The organism is Pedobacter sp. 01T416_2 (genome assembly GCF_056398925.1).
This window is the reverse complement of the sequence record NZ_JBFTQI010000605.1, coordinates 1-3,742: the sequence shown is the minus strand read 5'-3', so window position 1 is coordinate 3,742 and position 3,742 is coordinate 1. Positions and strand designations below refer to the sequence as shown.

Genomic DNA, 3,742 nt, shown 5'->3' with positions numbered 1-3,742 from the left:
CGTAAATGTCGGTAAAATGGTCGTGGCTGACATTAATTCGTCTTTTGACCCTTTACGCGATCCTTCGGTGCAACCGCTACTTTGGGAAATAAGAAGAGAAAGAATGGTTGAACTGATGGGGGAAGGTTTTAGTTTTCATGATGTAAGGAGATGGAAGAAGGCAGATTATTTCATCAATGTTCAGCCCTTGGGCGCAAGACTCGCTTCCTCCTGGCAGGGTGGGTTGCCGTCTTCACTCAAGTTTGTTACTGCCGGAAAAGATGCTGGCAGGTGCTATGTTTGGGATGATCCTATAGCAGGAGGAAAAGGATGGTTGGACAAATATTATTTGTACCCGATCCCCACTGCGCAGATTGCGCTTAATCCAAACATTAAACAAAACCCAGGCTGGTAGCTCAGCGATAAAAGAGGTTGTATCATAAATATAGAATTGTCATCCTGAGCCTGTCGAAGGACCTGTTTAAATGCCCTCTAAGGTGTTTCGACAGGCTCAACATGACAGCATCTGAGGTGAAATCGCCTTTATGATACACCCTCTTTTATGATATCAGCGCAATCGCATCTCCAATGATTTAAAAGATAGAAGAAGAATGCTGTTCTATTCATTAGGTAGCAATATAAATTATTAAGAGAAATGAAGAAAATCACCTTTTATATTTTGTTTTCCGTACTTGGATTTATGGCCAGCGCACAAAATGCGGCCATATCAAAACCCAATGTTATTTATATCCTTGCTGATGATATGGGGCGTGGAATGCTATCTTATTACGGACAGAAAATCGTAAAGACACCGAATATTGATAAGATTGCAAAACAGGGCGTAAGCTTTAACCGTTCCTACGCAGGTGTTTATTGTGCGCCATCCCGGGCCAGTTTGATCACGGGTTATAGCGATTGCCGAAAAGGAAAATATATACTGACCCAGGCGGGTATTTATGAAAAGGTAGCGAAAGGTTTATTGTCGGATGAGCGGGCACAGGCTAAAGTAGATAGCATCGTTGGCGGTGAACCCGACATTACCTATTTACCCCAGTTGTTTAAACAGGCTGGGTATATTACTGGCGAAATAGGGAAACTGGATTACGGTTTTGTAACCACTACCAATCAGATGAAAAAACACGGATGGGATTACTGGTATGGTTATTACGACCATCAGCAATGCCATGGTTTTTATCCTATGTTTTTGCATGAAAACGGTAAAATGATTTCTGTTCCGGGCAATACCAGGCCCGATGCGGGCAAGACTGGCGAATGGGGCTCGGAAGAAGGAGAAAAAGAACGCTGGAACATGGAGGGGAAAACGGTTTATTCACAGGATCTGTTTTTAGATAAGATACTTTCGTTTATCCATCAGAACAAAAACAAACCCTTCTTTCTTTATCATCCTACGCAATTGCCTCACGGCCCGGTGTCTATCCCGGCTATTCATCCTGATTTTGTTTTTAACAACAAACTGACGCAGATTGAAAAAGAATATGCTTCTATGCTTAAGAAGCTGGACGATAATGTAGGGATAATTATGGATGAGTTGAAAAAAACGGGACTGGATAAAAATACCATTATCGTTTTTTCTTCAGATAATGGCCATGAACTGTATTATAGCTACAAAGGTCGTGTAGAGAAACCCTATAGGAACATGCAGACCGGAAAGGGATTTGATAACATTACCGAAAAATTTTATAGCAATATTGGTGGCGATGTTTTTGATGGCAATAATGGTATGGCAGGCTTAAAGCGTATGAATTGGGAAGGCGGTGCCAGAGTCCCTTTGTTTGTAAGTTGGCCGGGGTATTTTAAACAGAATGTAGTGTCGCAGCAATTAGTGGGCAATTACGATTTTATGGCAACCATAGCAGAATTGTTGCATATAAAGCCAAAAGATAAAAAAGATGGCGTTTCGTTCTTATCAACCTTAAAAGGCAAGAAAAATGAAGCAGAACATGATGCCATTGCATTCGCATCGCCCATGGGCCCGGCATTGATCACTAATGACGGATGGAAGCTCCGGTTCCTTGCGGCAAAGAAAATTTATCAGCTCTATTATTTGCCCGATGACTATAAAGAAGAACATAATCTTGTGCAGCAACAGCCAGGTAAAGTAGAGGCTTTAAAAAAGATATTAATTGAAAAATGTGATGGCGATGTAAATAATGGTTGGTTTAATGATGATCGGGATGTCAAAGCAGTGAGATAGCCTATTTTAAATCTATGGCGTCTATCAGATGATTTATTGAATTCGATAATGATCCGTTACGGGCCTTTGGCGTTCGATCGAATTTTCATCCTGTTTTTTGTCACTGATACCTAGCTAGCTAATTGCTTTCTTTTCCATGTAATTTGTCTAATGCCGGCCTAACTAGGGCTTTAACTATTAAATTTAGCAATTTATCTTCTTTTTCGGTGGATATCCAGCTAGTTGTGTCATCAATTCTTTGATGCTTTTTTGGTTATTTATATCGGATTCTGAGCATTACCGATATGTTGATGGAAGGGCTTGGGTTTGAGTCTTTGTCAGTAAGAATTGTTTTCCATTTTAAGTTTTTTGTTTTGTATGGGCGTGCTGCTGCTCGAGCCTTGGTTTTTGTCCCTTTTCTTAAAGCTTTCCTTTTTGATTGTAGTTGATCCCTCTTTTAGATGCCTTGATAGGCTAACTTGTTGATAAAGTGATAAAAAAGGCCTTGTTTTTAAGATTTTCCCCCTATTTGTTTAAGATTTTCGCTATGTAATATTTTTGTGATTATACAATTTTACAATATAACCAAACTAACCAATAAACCAGTTTTTACGAAATGTGACCTCATGAAGGAAAGGGCCTGCCTGAAATCAATGTATGCAATAATATCATTGACGGTGGACAATTCCATTTTTTGCAGCTTTTTAGCTTAAGATGTTAGTCATCGATATCCAGCTGGATTAATCTGGCTGATGTAGAACTAACAGGATTGATAGCAGCAGAAATGATGGTTATTTTTTGATAGTAAACTGAAGATTTTAACTCATAACCGATGAACAGAATATTTTTTCTTTTGGCCCTGCTAACTTTAGTTGTTAAGGAGGCAGATGCCCAGCAGACAGGAAAAATCGACAATGATACCAGATCTAGCAGCCTGATCGCTGCAGCTCCCTTTTTACGGATCACGCCGGGTGCCCGCATTGCTGGCATGGGCAATGCCGGGGTAGCGGTTGAGGCTGATGCGCATTCGGCGGCCATTAATGCCGCATCGATGGCCTATCTGCCTTTGGGATCAACAGGAATAGGTTTAACCTATACCCCGTGGATGAGGAATCTGGTGCCGGATATGAACCTTGCCTACCTGAGCAGCTACCACAAGTTGGACGAACGCAATACCATAGGGGCTTCTTTGAGGTATTTTTCTATGGGCGCAGTTAGCCTTACCGATGATAACGCACAGGGATTGGGAACGGCCCGCCCAACAGAGTTTGCGGCCGATATCAGTTATGCGAGGAGTTTTGGAAAAGAATTCGCACTGGGTGGCAGTATCCGTTTCATCAATAGCAGCCTGTTTACAGGGATGACAACTTCAGGGGTACAGGCCGGGCCGGGAAGAGCCTTGGCAGCCGATATATCTGGGATCTACCGTACCGGGGTGATGTTGTTCGGAGGGCCTGCAGATTGGTCGATGGGGGTAAATATATCCAACATCGGGACAAAAATGAGCTATAGCGATACCGGAACACCATATTTTCTGCCTACTGAGCTGAAACTGGGCTCTGCAGTCAC

General features: G+C 42.0%; 3 protein-coding genes. All 3 read left to right on the top strand.

Features of this window, described 5'->3' with window-relative positions; translation table 11 throughout:
* On the top strand, positions 1–394 hold a 394-nt coding region (locus AC1DPQ_RS21100; protein WP_477610773.1), incomplete at its 5' end, for a RagB/SusD family nutrient uptake outer membrane protein.
* A 240-nt stretch (positions 395–634) separates the two neighbouring features.
* Positions 635–2,194, top strand: coding sequence for a sulfatase-like hydrolase/transferase (locus AC1DPQ_RS21095; protein WP_477610772.1), 1,560 nt, complete (start codon positions 635–637; stop codon positions 2,192–2,194).
* A gap of 811 nt (positions 2,195–3,005) precedes the next feature.
* A partial coding sequence (locus tag AC1DPQ_RS21090; RefSeq protein WP_477610771.1) for a PorV/PorQ family protein occupies positions 3,006–3,742 on the top strand: 737 nt, incomplete at its 3' end.

What these genes read in the sequence shown, in the direction of transcription:
- AC1DPQ_RS21095 (WP_477610772.1), top strand. Translation starts at nt 635, where the DNA reads ATGAAGAAAATCACCTTTTATATTTTGTTTTCCGTACTTGGATTTATG.